General features: G+C 75.5%; 5 protein-coding genes. All 5 read right to left on the reverse strand.

What is annotated here, in order from left to right; all coding sequences use genetic code 11:
• Positions 1 to 10500, reverse strand: coding sequence for an amino acid adenylation domain-containing protein (locus PVK37_RS23640; RefSeq protein ID WP_275029943.1), 10500 nt, complete (start codon positions 10498 to 10500; stop codon positions 1 to 3).
• A gap of 236 nt (positions 10501 to 10736) precedes the next feature.
• Complete coding sequence (locus tag PVK37_RS23645; RefSeq protein WP_275029944.1) at positions 10737 to 15557, reverse strand: condensation domain-containing protein; 4821 nt, start codon at positions 15555 to 15557, stop codon at positions 10737 to 10739.
• Positions 15558 to 15685: 128 nt separating this feature from the next.
• Positions 15686 to 17515 carry a non-ribosomal peptide synthetase gene (locus PVK37_RS23650; RefSeq protein ID WP_275029946.1) on the reverse strand — a complete coding sequence of 610 codons (1830 nt, stop codon included), beginning with the start codon at positions 17513 to 17515 and terminating at the stop codon, positions 15686 to 15688.
• A gap of 8 nt (positions 17516 to 17523) precedes the next feature.
• The gene (locus PVK37_RS23655; protein ID WP_275029948.1) at positions 17524 to 18561 is read right to left on the reverse strand and encodes a TauD/TfdA family dioxygenase; all 1038 of its coding nucleotides are present in this window, start codon (positions 18559 to 18561) and stop codon (positions 17524 to 17526) included.
• Positions 18562 to 18593: 32 nt separating this feature from the next.
• On the reverse strand, positions 18594 to 19412 hold the full coding sequence (locus PVK37_RS23660) for a thioesterase II family protein (protein WP_275029949.1): 819 nt from the start codon (positions 19410 to 19412) through the stop codon (positions 18594 to 18596).
• Between the last annotated feature and the right edge of the window lie 143 nt (positions 19413 to 19555).

The following is a 19555-nucleotide window of genomic DNA, read 5'->3' on the forward strand; positions in this document are numbered from 1 at the left end:
TCAGCTCCCTTTCGTGATGAGCTCGTACACATCGTTTCGCAGTTCGGCCAGTTTCCCCGCGAGGATTCCGCCGATGACCGCGAGTGGTTCCGGTTCGGTCATTGCCAGGTGGGTGGTGTCGACGTCGTGGCAGTCCAGGGCGCCGCCGACGTGCGGCACCCAGCGGGTCGGGGAGAGCCCGCCCTCGGCCCCGCCCCGACGGGCGGAGAAGAACAGCAGGTCGCCGTGGAACACCCCGGGCCGGTGGGCGGCCATGATGTCGGCGTGGTTCACCGCGGCCAGGACCAGCGCGTGCACCTCGTCGGGGGTGAACGAGGCCAGCACCGGGTCGCGGTCGCGCAGCACCCGGGCCGCCGCCCGGGGGTCGTACCGGTCGAGCAGACCGTCGGGCAGGTCGTCGGCGCTGCCGTCGTCCGCCCCGAGCAGCATGGCCATCGTCTCCCGGTCGGTGCGGGGGCGGGCCGCCTCCGCCTCGGTCACCGGGTAGGCGTCCAGCATGGCCAGCAGCTCCACCCGCTCCCCGTCGGCCTGCAGCCGGGTCGCCATGGCGTGCGCCACCACCCCGCCGAACGACCAGCCGAGCAGCCGGTACGGCCCGTGCGGCTGGACCCGGCGGATCTCGGTCAGGTAGTCGGCGGCCAACTCCCCGACGCTGCCGGCCCGGTAGCCGGGGGTGGTCAGCGCCCGGGTCTGTAGGCCGTACACCGGCTGGTCGGGGCCGAGGTGCTGGGTGAGGCCGGCGTACGACCAGCTCATCCCGGCGCCCGGGTGGACGCAGAACAGCGGGCGACGGTCGCCCTCGACGCGCAGCGGCACCAGCACGCCCAGCGGGTCGTGGTCGGCCGCGCCGCCGTGCTCGCCGAGCAGGCCGGCGACGGTGGGACGTTGGAACAGGTCCCGTACCCCGAGGTCCAGGCCGCAGGTGGCGCGGATCCGGGCGACCAGCCGGGTGGCCAGCAGCGAGTGCCCGCCCAGGTCGAAGAAGCTGTCGTCCACACCGACCCGGTCCACCCCGAGCACCTCGGCGAACAGCGCGCACATCACCTGCTCGGCGGGGGTACGCGGGCCGCGTCCGGCCGGGCCGGCCAGGGCCGGGGCGGGCAGCGCGCGGCGGTCCAGTTTGCCGTTGACGGTGACCGGCAGCGCGTCGAGCACCACCACCGCCGACGGGACCATGTAGCCGGGCAGCTGCCGGGCGGCGTCGGCCCGGACCGCCGCCTCGTCGACGGTCGCGCCGTCGGCCGGCACCAGGTACGCGACGAGGCGCTTGTCGCCGGGCCGGTCCTCGCGGACCACCACCGCGACCTGACCGACGCCCGGGTGCGCGCCGACCACCGCCTCGATCTCGACCGGTTCGATCCGGAAACCCCGGATCTTGACCTGCCCGTCGACCCGGCCGACGAACCGCAGCTCGCCCCGGCTGGTCCAGGCCACCAGGTCGCCGGTGCGGTACATCCGGCCGCCGGCCGGGTCGTACGGGTCGGCGACGAACCGTTCGGCGGTCAGCGCCGGGCGGCCCAGGTAGCCCCGGGCGACCTGGTCGCCAGCCAGGTACAACTCGCCGACGCCGCCGGGTGGCACCGGGTGCAGCCGGTCGTCGAGGACGTACGCGCGGGTGTTGTCCAGCACCGCGCCCAGGTGCACGCCGGTGAACTCCCGGTCGGTGGTGTCGAAGCGCTGGTGGTGCGAGGCGAAGGTGACCTCGGTGGGGCCGTAGGAGTGCACCAGCACGGTGTCCGGGCAGTGGTCGAGGACCCGCCGCACGGCGGCCGGGGAGGCCACGTCGCCGCCGGTCCACACCTCCTTGAGCCGGGCCAGGGTGTCCAGCCCCTCGTCGGCCATCACGTGGAACAGGCCCATGGTGAAGTAGGCGGCGGTGACGTCGTACCGGGCGATGGTGCGGGCGATCTCCCGCAGGTCGGCCCCCTCCCCCTCGGCGACCACCAGTTCGCCGCCGTGCAGCAGCGGCACCCAGATCTCGTAGGTGGAGGAGTCGAAGCCGTAGTTGGAGTGCACCAGCATCCGGCGGTGGTGGTCGGCGTTCCAGCACCGGTCGGCGACGAGTTCCCGCACGTTGCGGTGGGTGACGCCGACGCCCTTGGGGCGGCCGGTGGAGCCGGAGGTGAACATCACGTACATCAGGGCCCGGTCGTCCAGCGGCAGGTCCGGGTCGTGGTCGCGGGCACCGGCCGGGCCGGCCGCCGGATCGTGGTCGTGGGCCCCGACCGGGTCGTGGGCGTCGCGGGCACCGGCCGGGCGGGCGGCCGGATCGGCGAAGCCGACGACCCGGGTCCCGTGCGCCCGCTCGGCCGGCACCGCGGGGTTCGCCGCCGTGTCGGCGTCGACCAGCAGGACGGTCGCACCCGCGTCCTGCATGATCATGCGAACCCGGGCCGGTGGCAGGGTGGTGCCCACCGGCACGTACGCCGCCCCGGCCCTGAGCACGGCGAGGGTCGCCACGATCAGGTCGGCGCCCCGGCCCATCAGCACCCCGACCGTCGACTGGGGACGGACCCCGGCGTCGATCAGCCGGTGGGCGAGCCGGTTGGCCCGCCGGTCCAGTTCGGCGTAGCTGAGCCGGACCGTGCCGTGGGTGACCGCGATCCGGTCCGGGGTACGCCGGGCCTGCTCCCGGAACGCCTGGTGCACGGTGCCCCGGTGCGCCGGGACGGTGGTGTCGTTGTAGGCGACCAGCAGCCGGTGCCGTTCGTCGGCGGCGAGCAGGTCCACGTCGCCGACCGGCCGGGTCGGGTCGGCGGCGACCGCGCCCAGCAGCCGGGCCAGCCGGTCGGTGAGCAGCGCGGCGGTGCCGGCGTCGAACAGGTCGGTGGCGTACTCCAGCGCGCCGCTGAGCCCGCCGGGCGCGCCGGTGGCGTCCTGGCGTTCCCGTACCGACAGGGTCAGGTCGAACTTGACCGTGCCCAGGTCGAAGGGGACCTCCGTGCCGGCGAACGGTCCGTCGGCGGCGTCCGCGTCGGCGGTGTTCTGCACCAGCAGCATGACCTGGATCAGCGGGTGGTACGCGGTGGACCGGGCCGGGTTCAGCTCCTCGACGAGCCGCTCGAACGGCAGGTCCTGGTGGTCGTAGGCGGCCAGGTCGGCGTCCCGGACCCGGCTCACCAGCTCGGCGAAGCTCGGGTTGCCGGCGACGTCGGTGCGCAGCACCAGGGTGTTGACGAAGAACCCGACCAGCTCGTCGAGCTGCTCGTCGCCCCGCCCGGCGACCACCGTGCCGACCGGGATGTCGGTGCCGGACCCGAGGCGGGACAGCAGCGCGGCGAACGCCGCCTGGAGCACCATGAACATGGTCGCGCCCCGCTCGCGGGCCAGGGCCGACAGCGCGGCGTGCACGTCGGCGTCCACGGTGAACGGCGCCACGTCGCCGCGCTGGCTGGCCACCGCCGGGCGGGGCCGGTCGGCGGGCAGGTCCAGCACCTGCGGCGCGCCGGCCAGCGCGGTCCGCCAGAAGTCGAGCTGCCGGGCGAGGACGCTGCGCGGGTCGCCGGCGTCGCCGAGCAGCCGGCGCTGCCAGAGCGTGTAGTCGACGTACTGCACCGGCAGCGTGCTCCAGGTCGGGGCGGTGCCGGCGGCGCGGGCGGTGTAGGCGGTGGTCAGGTCGCGCAGCAGCGGGGCCATCGACCAGCCGTCGGCGGCGATGTGGTGCACCAGCACCACCAGCACCTGACCGCCGCCGGCCAGCCGGAACAGCCAGGCCCGCAGCGGGAGTTCCCCGGCCAGGTCGACCACGTGCCCGGCCGCCGCGGCGATGGCCGCGTCGAGGCGGTCGTCGGGCAGGTCCCGGACGGTCAGTTCCGGTCGCACCCCGGTCAGCACCACCTGGTACGGCTCGCCGTCGACCGCCCGGTAGACGGTGCGCAGCACCTGGTGCCGGTCGACCACGTCGGCCAGCGCGTCGGCGAGTACCGCCGGGTCCAGATCACGGTCCAGCCGCAGGGCGACCGGGATGTTGTAGACGGCGCTGGGACCACCGAGTTCACCCAGGAACCACAGCCGGTGCTGGGCGTACGACAGCGGGGCCCGGTCGGTCGGCGGGGCCGGGGTCAGCACCGGTCGGCTGCCGTCGTCGGTGAGCTGCCCGATCCGGCGTTCCAGCCCGGCCGGGGTGGGGGTGGCGAACAGGTCCCGGACGCCGACCTGCGCGCCCCACACCGCGCGGACCCGGTTGACGAGTTTGGCGGCGAGCAGGGAGTGCCCGCCCAGGTCGAAGAAGCTGTCGTCCACGCCGACCCGGTCCACCCCGAGGACCTCGGCGAACAGGTCGCACATGAGCTGTTCGGCGGGGGTGCGCGGGGCCCGGCCGGCGGTGGGCGCGGCGTAGGTCGGGGCGGGCAGCGCCGCCTTGTCGATCTTGCCGTTGGCGGTCAGCGGCAGCCGGTCGAGCAGCACGAACGCGGCCGGCACCAGGTGCGCGGGCAGCGCCGCGGCGGCGTCGGCGCGGACCTCGGCCACGTCGACGTCGGCGTCCTGCTCCGGGGTCAGGTACGCCACCAGCCGCCGGTCGCCGGGGCGGTCCTCGCGGACCACCACGGCGACCCGGCCGACGCCCGGGTGCCGGGCCAGCGCCGCGGCCACCTCGCCGGGCTCGATCCGGAAACCACGGATCTTCACCTGGTCGTCGGCCCGGCCGAGGATCTCCACGGCGCCGGCCGGGGTCCAGCGGGCCAGGTCGCCGGTGCGGTACATCCGGGCGCCGGGCGGGCCGAACGGGTCGGCGACGAACGCGGCGGCGGTGATCCCGGCGCGGTGCAGGTACCCGTCGGCCAGGCCGGTGCCGGCGACGTACAGCTCCCCGGTGACCCCGACCGGGACGGGCCGCAGCCGGTCGTCGAGGACGTAGCAGCGGCGGTTGCCCAGCGGCGCGCCGACCGGGACCGGGGCGGCCTGCGGGGCGGTGTCCACCGGGTGGCAGTTGGTGAAGATCATGCTCTCCACCGGGCCGTACCCGTGCACGATGCGCAGGTGACCGAAGCGACGGCGGGCCCGCGCGAGGTGCTCGACCGAGGGCGGCTCACCGCCGGTGATCACCTCGCAGACCGCGCCGAGGGTGTCCGGGTACTCGTCGAGCATCAGGTTGAACAGGCCGGCCGACAGCCACAGGGTGGTCACGTCGTGCGCGGGCACCAGGTCGGCGATCCGGGCCGGTTCGGGGCGCTGGCCGGGCTGGAGCACCACGGTCCCGCCGTGCAGCAGCGCGCCCCAGAACTCCAGCGCGAACGCGTCCCAGGACACCGGCGCGCACTGCAACCACACCTGGTCCGGTCCGAAGTCGACGAAGTGCTGCCCGGTGAGGGTGCCGACGATGGCCCGGTGCGGGTGCAGCGCGCCCTTGGGGCGGCCGGTGGAGCCGGAGGTGAACATCACGCAGGCCGGGTCGCCGGGGTCGCCGGGCAGGTCCAGCGGGGTGCCGGGCAGCGCGTCCAGGTCGGCGGCGAGCACGTCGACCAGGACGGTCCGGTCGGGGCGGGCGGCACCGGTCCGGTCGACCAGGGTGGTGTCGGTGACCAGGGTGGTGACCGAGGCGTCCGGGATCAGGTCGGCCAGTCGGGCGTCCGGGAACTCCGGGTCGAGCAGGGCGTACGCGGCACCGGCCTGGAGCGCGGCGAGGATGGCGACGGCCATGGTGGGGCCCCGCTCCAGCAGCACCCCGACGGTGTCGCCGCGGCGCACCCCGGCGGCCGCCAGGTACCGGGCCAGCCGGTTGGCCGCCGCGTCGAACTCGCCGTACGTCAGGGACCGGCCGTCGAAGACCAGCGCGACCCGGTCCGGGTGGTCGACGGCGTGCCGCCGCACGATGTCGGTGATCCGCAGGTCCGGGGCGGGGCGGGTGGTGTCGTTGAAGGTGTCCAGCAGTTCGTGGCGCTGGTCGGCGGTGAGCAGGTCCACGTCGCCGACCGGCCGGGTCGGGTCGGTGGTGACCGTGGCGACCAGCCGGGCCAGCATCCCGGCGAGCCCGGTGACGGTCGCCGGGTCGAACAGGTCGGTGGCGTACTCGACCGCCCCGGCGATGCCGGCGGGCATCCCGGCCGGGTCGTGGTACTCCCGTACCGCCAGGGTGAGGTCGAACTTGGCGATGCCGGCCCGGAACGTCACCTCCTCGCCGGCGAGCGGGCCGTCGTCGGTGTCCGGGTCGCCGCCGTCGGCGTTCTGGAGCACCAGCAGCACCTGTACGAGCGGGTGGTACGCGGTGGACCGGGTCGGGTTGAGTTCCTCGACGAGCCGGTCGAACGGCAGGTCCTGGTGGTCGTAGGCGGCCAGGTCGGCGTCCCGGACCCGGGTGAGCAGCTCGGCGAAGCTGGGGTCGCCGGAGACGTCGGTGCGCAGCACCAGGGTGTTGACGAAGAACCCGACCAGGTCGTCGAGGGCCTCGTCGGAGCGGCCGGCCAGCACGGTGCCGACCGGGATGTCGGTGCCCGCGCCGAGCCGGGACAGCAGCGCGGCCAGGGCCGCCTGGAGCACCATGAACACGGTCGCGCCGTGGGCCTGGGCGACCCGGGTCACGGCGGCGTGGGTGGCCGGGTCGAGGCGGAACGGCACCACGTCACCGGCCTGGCTGGCGACCGCCGGCCGGGGCCGGTCGGTGGGCAGCTCCAGCACCTGCGGCGCGCCGGCCAGCGCGGTACGCCAGTGGTCGAGCTGCCGGGCGAGCAGGCTGGTCGGGTCGTCGGCCGCCCCGAACAGGTCCTGCTGCCACAGCGTGTAGTCGGCGTACTGCACCGGCAGCGGCTCCCAGTCGGGGGCGGTGCCGGCGGCACGGGCGGCGTACGCGGCGGCCAGGTCGCGCAGCAGCGGGCCGGTGGACCAGCCGTCGGAGGCGATGTGGTGGGCGAGGACCACCAGCACCTGGCTGCCGTCGTCGACACGCAGCAGGGTGACCCGCAGCGGCAGCTCCGCCGCCAGGTCGAAGACGTGTCCGGCGGCGGCGTCGACCGCGCCGGCCAGGTCGGCGGCGGGCAGGTCACGGACGGTCAGCACCGGGCGGGCCCCGTCGAGGATCTCCTGGTACGGCTCGCCGTCGACGGCCCGGTAGACGGTACGCAGCACCTCGTGCCGGTCCACCAGGTCGGCCAGCGCGGCGGCCAGCAGGTCCGGGTCGACCGGCCGGCGCAGCCGCAGCGCGACGGGCAGGTTGTAGACGGCGCTGGGGCCGTTGAGTTCGGTGAGGAACCACAGTCGACGCTGCGCGTAGGACAGCGGGATCCGGTCGGCGGGGGCGGCCGGGGCCAGGGCGGGCCGGGCGGCGGTGGCGAGATCACCGATCCGCCGGTCCAGGGCGGCCGGGGTGGGGGCCAGGAACAGGTCCCGGATGCCGACCTCGGTGTCCAGGACCGCCCGGATCCGGTTGACCAGCCGGACGGCGAGCATGGAGTGCCCGCCGAGGGCGAAGAAGTCGTCGCCGGCGGCCACCGTCGGCACGGCGAGCACCTCGGCGAAGAGGTTGCGCAGGATCTCGGTACGCGGGGAGCCACCGCCCCGCCCGGCGGCCGGCGCGACCGGGACGGTCCGGGTGCGGCTGGTGGCACGCCGCCGGTTCAGGTCGGCGCGTTCGGCGTCGGTGAGCACGTCGAGGGCGCCGACCGGGGTGTCCGGGTCGGCGGCGGCGGCCCGCAGCAGCCGCAGGTACGCGTCGAGCAGCAGCTCGGCGGTGGCCGGGTCGAACAGGTCGTCGGCGTACTGGAGCCAGATCTCCACGTCGCCGTCGCCGGCCGCGACGACGGAGACGCTGAGGTCGAACTTGGCGGTGTCCAGGCCGGCGGGGACGATCCGCCCGTCCAGGCCGAACAGACGCAGCTCGTCGTCGGGTACGGCGGTGTCGACGGTGAGCATGACCTGGAAGAACGGGTGGTGGCCGAGGGACCGGGCCGGATTCAGCCGCTCCACCACCAGGTCGAACGGAATCTCCTCGTGGGCGTACGCGGCCAGGTCGGCGTCCCGGACCCGGTCGACCAGCTCGACGAAGGCCGGGTCACCGGACAGGTCGGTGCGCAGCACCACCGTGTTGACGAAGAACCCGACCAGGTCGTGCAGGGCCTCGTCGGGCCTTCCGGCGACCGGGGTGCCGACGGTCACGTCGGTGCCGACGCCGAGGTGGCCGAGGGTGGCGGCGAGGCCGGCGTGGAACAGCATGAACGGGCTGGCCTGGCCGGCGTCGCCGAGTCGGCGCAGCCGGCGGTGGGTGTCGGCGTCGAGGACGGCCCGGACGGAGTGGCCCCGGTGGCTGGGTTCGACCGGTCGGGGCCGGTCCAGCGGCAGGTCGGCCACGGCCGGCGCGCCGGCCAGGGTGTCCCGCCACCAGTCGAGCTGCCGGGCGAGCCGGCTGGCCGGGTCGGTGTCGTCGCCGAGGAGTTCGCGCTGCCAGAGGGTGTAGTCGGCGTACTGCACCGGCAGCGGCTCCCAGTCGGGGGCGGCCCCGGCCAGCCGGGCGTCGTACGCGGTGGCGAGGTCCCGCAGCAGCGGGGCCATCGACCAGCCGTCGGTGGCGACGTGGTGCAGCAGCAGCACCAGCACCGACCGGTGCTCCCCGGTGACGAACAGGCCCACCCGCAGCGGCACCTGGCCGGCGATGTCGAAGGTGCCAGCGGTGAACGCGGCGACCAGGGCGTCCACCTGCTCCGACGGGCAGTCCCGCACGGTGAGCCGGTCCCCGGCGTCGTCGAGGACCCGCTGCACCGGCTCGCCGTCCACGGACGGGTAGACGGTGCGCAGCACCTCGTGCCGGTCCACCAGGTCGGTGACGGCGGCGGCCAGCGCGGCCCGGTCCGGTACGCCGGCCAGGTCCAGCACCACCGGCACGTTGTAGGTGGCCGAGGGGCCTTCGAGGCGGTTGAGGAACCACAGCCGGCGCTGCGCGTAGGACAGCGGGACGAGTTCGGTGTCCGGGTCGGGCCGCCAGTCGGTCGGCTCCGGCGCGGGGGTCGCGGTGCCGCGCGGGTTCATGGCGCGCAGCAGCGACCGGTCGATCTTGCCGGTGCTGCTGCGGGGCAGCGCGCCGACCGGGGTGACCACCCCGGGCACGGCCGGGGCGGGCAGCCGTTCCGCCAGGTACGCCCGCGCCTGCTCGGCGGTGACCGCGCCGACGACGTACCCGACCAGCCGCTTGACGCCGTCGCCGAGGTCCTGGGCGACGATCGCGGCCTCCCGGACGTCGGGGTGGCCGAGCAGCACCGACTCGACGGCCGCCGGGTCGATCCGGTGCCCGTTGATCTTGACTTCGTCGTCGACCCGCCCGAGGTAGCCGAGCTGCCCGTCCGGGCGGACCCGGACCAGGTCACCGGTGCGGTAGGCGGGCGCGCCGTCCAGGGTGGTGAACCGGCGGCCGGTCAGCTCGGGCCGGCCCAGGTACCCGTCGGCGAGACCGCCGCCGAGCAGCCACAGCTCACCGTCGACCACGGCGGCCCGGACGCCGGGCAGCGGCGACCCGATCGGCACCTCGGCACCGTCGTGGTCGGACAGGTCGGCCACCGTGGCGACCACCGTCGCCTCGGTCGGGCCGTACGTGTTGAACAGCCGGACCCGGTCGCCGACCGTCTGCCGCCAGCGGGCCACCCGCTCGGGCAGCGCCGCCTCGCCACCGATGATCACGGTACGCAGGGTGGCCGGCAGCTCGACCGTCCCGGTGGAGAGCGCGTACGCCAGCTCGTGCCAGTACGCGGTGGGCAGGTCCAGCACGGTGATGCCGTGTTCGGCGCAGCCGGCCAGCAGGCCCGGCACGTCGAGCATGTCGTCGCCGCGCAGCACCAGGGTGCCGCCGGCGCACAGGGTCACGAAGATCTCCTCGACGCTGGCGTCGAAGTGCAGCGGGGCGAACTGGAGCACCCGGTCGTCGGCGGTGACCCGGTAGGTGCCGGTGGCCCCGGCGACGAAGTGCGCCAGGGCGGCCCGCCCGACCAGGACCCCGTTCGGGGTGCCGGTGGAGCCGGAGGTGTAGATGACGTACCCGGTGTGCGGCGGGACGGTCGCCCCGGTGAGCACCACCTCGCCGCATGCGGTGACCTCGGCCAGGCTGGGCGGGGCGGTGCCGGCGCAGGCGTCGGCGAGGATCGCCTCGTTGCGGGCGGCCGGGGTGGCCGGGTCCAGCGGCAGGTACGCCGCGCCGGTGCGCAGCACCGCCAGGATCGCCACGATGGCGTCCACCCCGCGCCGCCTGCAGACGGTGACCAGTCGGCCGGGGGCCGCGCCGTCGGCGCGCAGCCGGTCGGCCAGCCGGTCCACCGCGGCGTCCAGCTCGGCGTAGCTGAGCCGGGTCGGGCCGGCGACCAGCGCCGGGCGGTCCGGGCCGGCGGCGACCCGCGCGGCGAACGCCTCGGTCACCGGGACCACCGGGCCGGTCAGCGGTACGCCGTCGAGAACGACGCTGGGCTGCGGCGCACCCTCCAGAACGGCGTCGGGCGGTGTCGCACCGTCGGAAACGGCGTCGGGCCTGGGGGCGTCCCGGTCCGACCCGGGGTCGACCGCTGGCCCGGCGTGGTCGATCGAAGGCATCGAACTTCCTCCTGCGGGGTCGGATGGGGGCGCGGGTGCCGCGCCGTGTCGCGGGCGCGGGACGCGGATCGGTCGGCGGCGGGCGGCCGGTGCGGCCGACCCGGGGCCGGTGGAAGTCGGTGACGGCTCGCCGGAACGAGGAAGCCCCGGTGGCGCGTTGACCATGAGGCTAGTCAGCGCGCCACCGGGGCAGCGGCAGTCCGCGAGGCAGGATGGCACCCGCCCGGCGGCGGGTTCTACCGGGTACCGGAGCCGGCGCGGGACCGCCGGCGCAGGGTGGGCCGGGCCGGCGCGGCGGCCTCGGTGACCGTGGCGGCGAGACGTTCGGCGAGCGCGGCCACGGTGGGCGCCTGGAACACGTCCCGGATGGTGATCTCCACGGACAGGGCGGCGCGGATCCGGTTGACCAGGCGGACCGCGAGCAGCGAGTGCCCACCGACCCGGAAGAAGTTGTCGTCCACACCGACCGGTCGCCCGTCGAGCACCTCGGAGAACAGGTCCCGCAGCAGCGACTCGCGCGGGTCCCGGCGGCAGGCCCGGGCGGCGGCCTCCGCCGGGTCGGGCAGGGCGGCCGGGTCGAGCCGGCCGTCCGGGTCCAACGGCAGCGTGGGCAGGGCCACCACCTCGGTCGGCACCAGGTGCTCGGGCAGGCGCTGGGTGACGTGCCGGCGCAGCTCGGCGGCGTCCACCGTGGCCCCGGCCGGCACCACGTACGCCAGCAGGTCGTCACCCCGGACGACCACGGTGGCCCGGCGGACCGCCGGGTGCCCGGTCAGGGTCGCGGCGACCAGGACCGGGTCGACCGGCAGGCCCCGCACGGTGACCGTGGGCGGGTGCAGCCGCAGGGTGCCGTCGGCGGCCCGGCTCGCCCGGTCGCCGGTGGGCACCATCCGGCCGCCGGCCGGGTCGCACGGGTCGGGCCGGAAGGTGGCGGCGGTGGCCCCGGGCCGGTTCGGGTACCCGTCGGCCAGGCCGGGGCCGCACAGGTACAGCTCGCCCGGCACACCGACCGGTACCGGCCGCAGCCGCCCGTCGAGGACGTGGCAGTGCCGCCCGTCGACGGCCAGCGGCACGACCGTTCCGGCCGGCGGGGTGTCGACCGGTCGGGCGAGCGCCCACGGTCCGCTCTCGACGCCGCCGTGGGTGGCGACCAGCCGCAGCTGCGGGTACCGGTGGCGGGCGCGGGCCAGGTGGGCGGCCGAGCCGGGGTCGCCGTCGGTGACCACCTGGCGCAGCCGGACCAGGGTGGTGGGGTGGTCGTCGACCAGCACGGCGAACAGCCCGGCCGGTACGCAGAGGGTGGTGACCCGGTGCGCGGTGACCAGCTCGGCCAGCCGGTCCGGGTCCGGTCCGGTGGACGCCGGCAGCACGCAGGTGGCGCCGCCGGTCAGCGCGGTCCACAGGGCGACGGTGAACCGGTCGGTGCCGGGCCGGGCCCAGGGCAGCCAGACCTGCCCGGCCGGGCTGTCGACCCGGTCGGCGGCGGTCCGTAGCGCCCGGTGCGACCAGGTGACCGCCCGGGGCGTCCGGGTGCCGGCGGTGACCAGCACGACGGCCGGGTCACCGGACCCACCGGCGGCGGGCGGCGCGGTGCCGGGCCGGTCCCGCCACCGGTCGGCGTCGAGCAGCACGGTCCGGCCCGCGGGCAGCCCGGCCAGCCGGCCGGCCTGCCCGGTGGTGGTGAGCAGCGCGGCCAGGGTGACGGTGGCGGCGTGCGCGGCGAGGGCCCCGTCGGCCAGGTCCGGGTCGAGCGGCAGGTACGCCGCACCGACGCGGAGCGCGGCGAGCGCCGCGACCGGCAGGGCCACACCGGGTGCCAGCAGTACGCCGACGGTGTCGCCCCGGCGGACGCCGAGCGCGGTGAGGTGCCGGGCCAGCCGGTTGGCGTCGGCGTCCAGGTCGGCGTACCGGATCCGGTGCGTGCCGTCGACCAGGGCGACCGCGTCCGGGGCGGCGGCGGCGTGCGCGGCGATCCGGTCGGTGACCGTGCCGGTGGGTGCCGGCGGCTGGTGGCGTCCCCGGAACCGGTGGTGTTCGTCGGTGGTGAGCAGGTCCAGATCGGTGACCGGGGTGTCCGGGTCGGCGGTGGCGGCGCGCAGCAGCCGGCCGAGCCGGTCGGCGAGCCGGGTGGCGGTGTCGGCGTCGAACAGGTCGGTGGCGTACTCGAGGACGCCCCGGATGCCGCGCGGGGTGGCACCGTCGTGGTCCTCGCGGACGGCCAGGGTCAGGTCGAACTTGGCGGTGCCAGTGTCGAACGGCACGTCGGTGCCGGCCAGGGCCGAGTCGACGGGCTGCGGCGCGCCGGTGTTCTGGAGCACCAGGGTGACCTGGACGAGCGGGTGGTGGGCGGTGGACCGGGCCGGTTCGAGGGCCTCCACGAGCCGTTCGAACGGCAGGTCCTGGTGGTCGTACGCGGCCAGGTCGGTGTCCCGGACCCGGGCGACCAGTTCGGCGAAGCTGGGGTCGCCGGACACGTCGGTACGCAGCACCAGCGTGTTGACGAAGAACCCGACGACCTCGTCGAGGGCCTCGTCGGTGCGGCCGGCGACCACGGTGCCGATCGGGATGTCGGTGCCCGCGCCGGAGCGGGACAGCAGCGCCGCGAACGCCGCCTGGAGCACCATGAACACGGTCGCGCCGGTGTCCCGGGCGACCCGCAGCACCGCGGCGTGGGTGCGGGCGTCCAGGGTGAACGGCACCACGTCGCCCCGGTGGCTGGACACGGCCGGGCGGGGCCGGTCGGTGGGCAGGTCGAGGACCTGCGGGATGCCGTCGAGGGCGGACCGCCAGTGGGTGAGCTGCCGGCCGAGCAGGCTGTCCGGGTCGTCGGCGGTGCCGAAGCCGTGCCGCTGCCAGAGCGTGTAGTCGGCGTACTGGACGGGCAACGGCGTCCAGGTCGGGGCGGTGCCGGCGGTCCGGGCGGCGTACGCGGTCGCCAGGTCGCGCAGCAGCGGGCCGGTGGACCAGCCGTCGGAGGCGATGTGGTGCACCACGACCACGAGGAGCTGGCTGCCGTCGTCCACCCGGACCAGCCACACCCGCACCGGCAGGTCCGCGCCGAGGTCGAACACGTGCCCGGTGGTGGTGTCGATCACCCGGGGCAGGTCGGCGGCGGTGGTGTCCAGGACGGTCACCTCGGGCGTGGCCCGGTCCAGCACCACCTGGAAGGGTTCGCCGTCGACGGCGGCGTACACGGTGCGCAGCACCTCGTGCCGGGCGACCAGGTCACCGACGGCGGCGGTCAGCGCGGCCGGGTCGACCGGCCGGTCAAGACGCAGCACCACCGGGATGTTGTAGATCCGGCTGGCGCCGCCCATCTCGCCCAGGAACCACAGCCGTCGCTGCGCGTACGACAGCGGCAGCAGGTCGGGACGGGGTGTCCGGGTGAGCGGGGGCCGGACGCCGCCGGTCAGCGCGCCGATGCGGCGGTCCAGGCCGGCGACGGTGGGGGTGAGGAACAGGTCCCGCAGGCCGATCTCCACGCCGAGCACCGACCGGATCCGGTTGACCAGTTTGGTGGCGAGCAGGCTGTGGCCGCCGGTACGGAAGAAGTTGTCGTGCCGGCCGACCCGGTCGACGCCGAGCGCGGCGGCGAAGAGTCCGCAGAGGATCTCCTCGCGGGCGGTGAGCGGACCGTCGGCGGTCGGGGCGGCCGGTTCCCCGGCGGCGGCGGGCGCGGTGGTCCGGGCCAGCCGGTCGCGGCGCTCGGCGAGGCCGGCGCGTTCGGCGTCGGTGAGCACGTCGAGGGTGCCGACCGGGGCGGTCGGGTCGGCGGCGACGGCCCGCAGCAGCCGCAGCAGCACCTCCAGCAGCAGCCGGGCGGTGGCCTCGTCGAACAGGTCGGTGGCGTGCTGGAACCACACCTCCACCCCGGCCGGCGCGCCGTCGTCGTCGCGGACCTCGGTGGCGACGACGGTCAGGTCGAACTTGGCGGAGTCGAGGGCGGCGGGGCGGACGGTGGCGGGCAGCTCACCGATCCGCAGCCCGGCCGGCGGTGCGGTGTCGACGGTGAGCATGACCTGGAAGAACGGGTGGTGGCCGAGCGACCGGGCCGGGTTCAGCCGCTCCACGACCAGGTCGAACGGGATCTCCTCGTGGGCGTACGCGGCCAGGTCGGCGTCCCGGACCCGGTCGACCAGCTCGACGAAGGCCGGGTCACCGGAGACGTCGGTGCGCAGCACCACCGTGTTGACGAAGAACCCGACCAGGTCGTGCAGGGCCTCGTCGGGCCGGCCGGCGACCGGCGCGCCGATCGGCACGTCGGGGCCCGCGCCGACCCGGGTCAGGGTGGCGGCCAGCGCGGCCTGCACCACCATGAACATGCTGGCCCGCCGGGTCCGGGTGAACTCGACCAGCCGGCGGTGCGTGCCGGCGTCCAGCCAGCCGGTGACGGTGCCGCCGCGCCGGGTCGGTTCGGTGGGGCGGGGCCGGTCCAGTGGCAGGTCGGTGACGGCGGGCAGGTCGGCGAGGGTGTCCCGCCACCAGGCGAGCTGCTGGGCGAGGACACTGTCCGGGTCGGTCTCCTCCCCCAGCAGGTCCTGCTGCCAGAGGGTGTAGTCGGCGTACTGCACCGGCAGCGGCTCCCAGCCGGGGGCGGTGCCGGCGGCGCGGGCCGCGTACGCGGTGGACAGGTCGCGCAGCAGCGGGCCGGTGGACGCGCCGTCGGTGGCGACGTGGTGCAGCAGCAGCACCAGCACCGACCGCTGCGGTCCGGTGACGAACAGCCGGACCCGCAGCGGCAGCTCGGCGGCGATGTCGAAGGTGCCGAGGGTGAACTCGGTGACCAGGGCGTCGGCGGCGTCCGGCGGGCAGTCGACCACGGCCACGTCGATGGCCGGGTCGGCCAGCACCCGCTGCACCGGTTCGCCGTCGACCGACGGGAAGACGGTGCGCAGCACCTCGTGCCGGGTCACCAGGTCGGCGACGGCGGCGGTCAACGCGGCCCGGTCGGGTACCCCGGCCAGTTCCAGCACCACCGGCGCGTTGTACGTCGACGACGGGCCTTCCAGGCGGTTGAGGAACCACAGCCGCCGCTGCGCGTACGACAACGGGATCACGGAAAACTCCTCCTGCTCGACCACGACGTGACCGAACACAGGTCGCCTGCCGTGGAATCCATGGGTCGGCGGGCTCCCGGTCCCCGGCCCGGGCGGCCGGGGACCGGCGGGCACGCCGGTGGGTGGGGTCAGGCCGGGGCCGACGACTCCAGTCGGGACTCGATGGCGCGGGCCAGGTCACGCAGCTTCGGGTTCTCGTAGACGGCCCGGACCGGCAGGCTCAGGCCCAGTTCGGCCCGGACCCTGGCGACCAGCTTGATGGCCAGCAGCGAGTGACCGCCCAGCTTGAAGAAGTTGTCGTCGGCGCTGATCGCGGGCGCGCCGAGCACGTGTGACCAGACCGCGGCGATGAGTTCCTCGACCCGCCCGGTGGGCCGCTCGCGGACCTCGGTGACCGGCACGGCGGCGGCGGTCGGCTCGGGCAGCGCGGCCCGGTCCAGCTTGCCGCTGTTGGTCAGCGGGAACCGGTCCAACGCGACGAACGCGCCGGGCACCATGTACGTGGGCAGCTGCGCCGCCGCCCGCTCGCGCAGCGCCGCCGGGTCGACCGGTCCGGTGGCCCGGTGGTACGCGACCAGGGTCGCCTCCCCGGAGGCGTCCGGACGGACCACGACGGCGACCTCGGCGACGCCCGGGTGCCCGGCCAGCACGGCCTCGATCTCGCCCAGTTCGATCCGGTGGCCGCGTACCTTGACCTGGCCGTCGGCGCGGCCGACGAACTCCAGCCGCCCGTCGGGCAGTTGCCGGCACAGGTCTCCGGTGCGGTACATGCGTCGCCCGTCGGTGGCGTCCGGGTCGGCGACGAACCGCTCCGCGGTCAGCCCGGGACGTCGGCGGTAGCCGCGCCCCACCCGGGAGCCGGCCAGGTACAGGTCACCGACCTCGCCGGGGGCGACCGGGGTGAGGGTGTCGTCGAGCAGCCGCAGGGCGAGTCCGGGCAGCACGGTGCCGATGTGCGGGGCCAGGTCGCCGGTGATCCAGCCGGCGGTGGCGTCGACGGTGCACTCGGTGGGGCCGTACACGTTGACCGCCCGCAGCACCCCGGCGTCGACCAGCTCGGCGAGCCGCCGCCACAGGGTCGGGCTGATCGCCTCGCCGCCGACGATCAGGGTCAGCGGTCGGCCCTCGGCGGCCCGGGTGGAGTCGGCCAGGTGCGCCAGCAGCGGGTCGGCGTGCGACGGGGTGATGTCCAGGTCGGTCAGCGCCCGCTCCTCGACCAGCGCGGCGAGCAGCGCCGGGTCGGTGCGGGTCTGCTCGTCGAGCATGACGATGGTGTCGCCCCGGCAGATCCGTACCCACTGCTGCACGGACGCGTCGAACGACGGGGAGGCGTTCCAGCCGACCACGCCGGCCCGGTCCCGGACGATGCCGGTGGACTCCAGTTCGGCCAGCAGGCCGGCTGCCGCGCCCCGGCTGATCTCGACGCCCTTGGGGCGGCCGGTGGAACCGGAGGTGTAGATGACGTAGGCGAGGGTGTCCGGGGTGACCGGCACCGGCCGGTACCCGTCGACCGCCGGCCGGGCGGCGAGCGCGGCCACGGTGGTCTGCGGTACGTCGTCGGCCAGCGGTGCGGCGTCCGGGTCGGCGACGGGGTCGGCGGCCGGGTCGGCGACCACCAGCAGGTCCACGCCCGCGTCGGTGACCAGGTACCGCCGCCGCTCGGCGGGCAGCTTCGGGTCGACCGGCAGGTAGGCGGCCCCGGCGGTGAGCGTGCCGAGCAGGGCGGCGACCAGGTCGACGCCGCGCGGCAGGCAGAGCGCCACCACCGACTCGGGGCCGACGCCCCGGGCGGTGAGGGCGGCGGCGATCCGGGCGGCCCGGTCCCGCAGCTCGGCGAAGGTGACGGTGGTGTCGCCGGAGACCACGGCGACCCGGTCGGCGGGGGCCCCCGCGAACCGGTCCAGCAGGTCCCGGCCGGCGGTGGCCGCGACGGGGGTTTCCACGACGGCGCTGGTCATGGTGGCCCTCACTTCCCGTACGGGGTGGCCGAGGGGGCGGTCTGCGGCTGGCAGTCGGCCAACGCCACCTCGTCGCCCATCGCCACCACGATCTTCCGGGCGCCGGTGAACGCCTCCCGGCCGTGCGCGCAGGCGATGTTGTCGACCAGCATCACGTCGCCGGCCTGCCAGGTCTCCCGGACGGTCACCTCGTCGTACACCCGGTTGATGGTGGCGACCTCCTCGGCGGTGAGCGGCGTGCCGTCCCCGAGGTACGTGTCGAACGGCAGGCCGTCGTCGCCGTACGTGTCCAGCAGCACGTCGCGGACGTCGGCGTCGAGGGAGTGCCGGTTCCAGAAGGCGTAGTGGTTGAACCAGCTCCGTTCGCCGCTGACCGGGTGGGTGACGATCGCCGAGCGGCGCTGCCGGGTCCGCAGCTCCCCCTCGGCCAGCCACTCGTACCCGATGACGTTGGCCCGGCAGTACGCCTCGACGGCGGCCGGGTCCTCGGTGGCGAAGCTGGTCTGCCAGGGCAGCCCGGCCAGTTCGGAGAAGTTGCGGACCAGCAGCCAGCCGTAGGTGGCGAACCGGTCGCGCAGATCGGCGGGGATACGACGGAGCGCCTCGCGCATGTCGCCGACGGTGGTCGCGCCGCCGGTCTCCGGGGCGATCAGGCAGCCGAACATCAGGGTGCCGGGGAAGTCGAGGGTGTAGCTGTTCTCGTTGTGCAGCCGGATCGGCTGGATGGCGGGCAGGTCGGTGGACGAGAACACGCCCGCGCCGAAGTCGGTACGCGGGGTGGCCTTCTCCCGGTAGCTGGTGGGCTGCGGCATCAGCACGTCGCGGATCCGGGCGAAGTCGGCGGTGTCGGCGATGCCCAGGCCCCGGACGAACAGGCTGCCGGAGCGGAGCAGTTCGGCCCGGATGGCGGTGCGGTGGGCGGTGGCCCAGTCGACCGCCTCGTCCATGGTGGCCAGCGGCGGCGTGACGAGGATGGCGGGTTTGCCCGGCTCGTGCCGGACGTCGAGCGTGGCGGTGGTGGTCTCCGCCTGGAGTGTGGGTGACATCGGGATCCTCCTGGAGGGGGTGTCGGGGTGGGTCAGGCGGCTTCGGCCCGGACGGTGTCGCCGTCGAGGACCCCGGTGACGATGGACAGGAAGTCGTCCAGCTGGTCCTGGAAGTAGAAGTGGCCGCCGGGCATGACGCGGGTGGTGACCGGGCCGGTGGTGACGTCGGCCCAGCGGTCCAGCGCCCCGGCCGGCACCACCGGGTCGACGGTGCCGCCGACCACGGTCACCGGGCAGGCCAGCGGCGCGGCCGGGGCCGCCTGGTACGCGTCGTCGATGGCGAAGTCGGCGCGGATCGACGGGAGGACGAGTTCCCGCAGCTCCGGCTCGTCGAGGATGCCGTCGTCGGTGCCGCCGCGCGACGTGATCGCGTCGACCAGGGCGTCGTCGTCGAGCTGGTCCGGGTACACCTTGCTGGGGTTGGGCAGGAACGGCGCCCGGCAGGCCGACGCGACCAGGGCGCGCGGCGGGCGGCCGGCGGCGGTCAGCGCGCGGGTCACCTCGTACGCGACCAGGGAGCCCATGCTGTGCCCGAGCACCACCAGGTCGTCGGTGTCGGCGGGCAGGCAGGCCAGGATCGGGTCGACCAGGTCGGCCATGGTCTCCGGCAGCGGCTCGCTGAACCGGGCCCCCCGGCCCGGGTACTGGCCGATCAGCAGCCGCACGTCGGCGGGGAGCAGGTCCCGCCACGGGGCGTAGGCGTGCGCGTTGCCACCGGCGTGCGGCAGCACCAGCAGCGCGGTACGGGGGGTGGCGTCACCGTCGAGCACCCACACGACGTCGTCGGGGGCGGGCGACGGGTACCGGTCCGGCGTTGCCGAGCCGGCGTTCGGGTCGCGGGCAGGGTCCACGGTGCGCTCCATTCGTCGACGCGCGGGCAGGAGAAAAGGGAATGGGGAAAGGAGAGAAAGGGGAATGGGTGGTGCCGGCGGTGCGGCACGTCGGTGGTCCCATTCGTGTTTCGAGGCTATCGGCGTTCCGGGTGGTGGAGCGG

It is taken from the genome of Micromonospora cathayae (genome assembly GCF_028993575.1).
In the GTDB taxonomy this organism is placed as follows: Bacteria; Actinomycetota; Actinomycetes; order Mycobacteriales; family Micromonosporaceae; genus Micromonospora; species Micromonospora cathayae.

What these genes read in the sequence shown, in the direction of transcription:
- PVK37_RS23640 (WP_275029943.1), bottom strand. Translation starts at nt 10,500, where the DNA reads ATGCCTTCGATCGACCACGCCGGGCCAGCGGTCGACCCCGGGTCGGAC.
- PVK37_RS23650 (WP_275029946.1), bottom strand. Translation starts at nt 17,515, where the DNA reads ATGACCAGCGCCGTCGTGGAAACCCCCGTCGCGGCCACCGCCGGCCGG.
- PVK37_RS23655 (WP_275029948.1), bottom strand. Translation starts at nt 18,561, where the DNA reads ATGTCACCCACACTCCAGGCGGAGACCACCACCGCCACGCTCGACGTC.